This is a genomic window from Streptomyces sp., from assembly GCF_031178505.1.
Taxonomy (GTDB): Bacteria; Actinomycetota; Actinomycetes; order Streptomycetales; family Streptomycetaceae; genus Streptomyces; species Streptomyces gulbargensis.
Genome location: NZ_JAPSIW010000937.1, coordinates 1 through 2305 on the forward strand (window position 1 = coordinate 1; position 2305 = coordinate 2305).

The 2305-nt window shown below is 73.8% G+C and carries 2 protein-coding genes; one reads left to right on the forward strand and one right to left on the reverse strand.

Translation table 11 applies throughout. From position 1 onward, the window contains the following. A partial coding sequence (locus RIF68_RS34755) for an AAA family ATPase (RefSeq protein WP_309055505.1) occupies positions 1-770 on the reverse strand: 770 nt, incomplete at its 3' end. Between the two features lie 472 nt (positions 771-1242). On the opposite strand from RIF68_RS34755, the gene RIF68_RS34760 reads away from it, so the two are divergent. After that, the coding region (locus RIF68_RS34760; protein WP_309055507.1) for a mechanosensitive ion channel family protein at positions 1243-2305 on the forward strand (1063 nt) is incomplete at its 3' end.

The following is a 2305-nucleotide window of genomic DNA, read 5'->3' on the forward strand; positions in this document are numbered from 1 at the left end:
CGCACCGCCTGGCGCCAGCGGCGGTCGGAGGCGACGAGTTCCTTGCGGCGCAGGGCGGCCCGCAGCGTGCACACCGCGTCCACGACCGCGTCGGGGACGGCCACGTCCGGCACGGCCCCGGTCACGGCCCGCCGCAGCGCGGTCAGCTCGACGGTGGTCCTGGCCGGGGCCGCCGGGCGGCCGACCGCGGAGCGGACCAGCGCGGCGAAGTTGGTGGGGTCGGCCAGGTAGCCGACCTGGATCCGCACCAGCAGCCGGTCGTAGATCGCGGCCGAGTCGTCACCGGTGGGCAGTTCGTTGCTCGCGGTGATGGCGCCGATCAGGGGGCAGCGGATCGGCTCGCCGCCGTTCTCGGGGTGGTAGATCCGCTCGTTGAGGTAGCCCAGCGTCTCGTTGAGCGCGGCCGTGGAGCACTTGAAGATCTCGTCGATGAACGCCACGTGCGCGGTCGTGGCGCGGCCCTCGTAGACCTGCCGGTACTCGCCGCGGGCGAGCGCGGCCACGTCGATGGGGCCGAACATCCTGGTCGGAGCGGTGAACTTGGACAGCAGGATCTCCCAGTAGGAGGCCCCCTCGACCCGGCCCGTCAGCTCCCGCGCCAGCTCGGACTTGGCCGTGCCCGGCGGGCCGAGCAGCAGCGAGTGCTGTCCGGCCAGCAGCGTCACCACCAGCGTCCGCACCACGTCGTCCCGCTCCAGGAAGCGGTCCGACAGCTCTCCGCAGATCGCCCGCAGCCGCGCGGCCGTGTCCGGCGCCACCTCTGCCCCCACCTACGACTCCTCCGGCCTCGACGCGCGCGACTCCCCGGACCCCCGTTCCACGCGCCCGAGCACGATAACGCGGACGGCCCGATCCGGGGCCGCCCCCGCCGTGTCGGGCCGGGCCCGGTCCGGTGCGGTGGCGCGGGGCGGGCGCGGGGCGTGGAGCGCGGGACCGCGGGGCGTGGAGCGCGGGGCACGGGACCGCGGGGCGTGGAGCGCGGGGCACGGGACGCGGAGCGCGGGACGCGGGGCGCGGTGGTCGCCTCCGTGCGCGCCGTCGGCCGGGGCCCCGCTCCGGCCGGCGGGCGTGGTGCGGGCCGCCGGCCGGGATGCGGCAGGATGAGCGGTCCCGCCGCTTCGACGCTTCGCCGAGCGGTGTGAGCGCCCTTCGGATTCGAGCAGGTGACGACGTGACGAGACTTCACATCCGGCCGTCGGCGAGGCTTCTCGCCGCCGTTCCCCTCCTCCTCGGAGGTGGCCGGTGACACGCGACCTCACCGTGGACGACCTGGTGCTGGCCGGCATCGCCCTGGCCGCCGGGCTGCTGATCGCCTTCCTCCTGCGCGCGCTGCTGCGCTGGCTGGCCGGGCACGCCGACCGCACCCGGTGGAGCGGGGACGACGTGATCGTGGCCGCGCTGCTCACGGTGGCGCCGTGGGCGGCGGTCTCGGGCGGGGTCGCCGGGGCCGCTGCGGCGCTGCCGCTGAGCCGGACGGTCCAGGACACCGTCAACCAGGTGCTCACCGTCCTGCTCATCTTCGTCGTGACGATCTCGGCGGCGCGGGTGATCGCCGGGCTGGTGCGGACGGTCACGACGTCCCGCTCCGGGGTCGCCGGTTCGGCCACGATCTTCGTCAACATCACCCGGGTGCTGGTGCTGGCCATCGGCTTCCTGGTGGTGCTGCAGACCCTGGGCATCTCCATCGCCCCGCTGCTCACCGCCCTGGGCGTGGGCGGCCTGGCGGTCGCCCTGGCGCTCCAGGACACCCTGGCCAACCTGTTCGCGGGCGTCCACATCCTCGCCTCGAAGACCGTGCAGCCCGGGGACTACATCCGGCTCAGCAGCGGCGAGGAGGGCTACGTCGAGGACATCAACTGGCGCCAGACCACCGTCCGCGACCTGTCCAACAACCTGGTGGTGATCCCCAACGGGCAGCTCGCCAAGACCAACATGACCAACTTCATGCGTCCCGAGCAGCGGCTGACCATCACCGTGCAGGTCGGCGTCGCCTACGACAGCGACCTGGAGCGGGTGGAGCAGGTGACGGCCGAGGTGGTCACCGAGGTCATGACGGAGATCACCGGCGCCGTGCCGGACCACGAGCCGGCGGTCCGCTTCCACACCTTCGGCGACTCCCGGATCGGCTTCACCGTCGTCCTGGGCGTCGGGGAGTTCAGCGACCAGTACCGGATCAAGCACGAGTTCATCAAGCGGCTGCACCGGCGCTACCGCGACGAGGGCATCCGCATCCCCTCCCCCGCCCGGACGGTCGCCCTCCAGCAGGGCGCGGTGCTCTTCCCCCACCAGCGCGCGGGCGAGGACG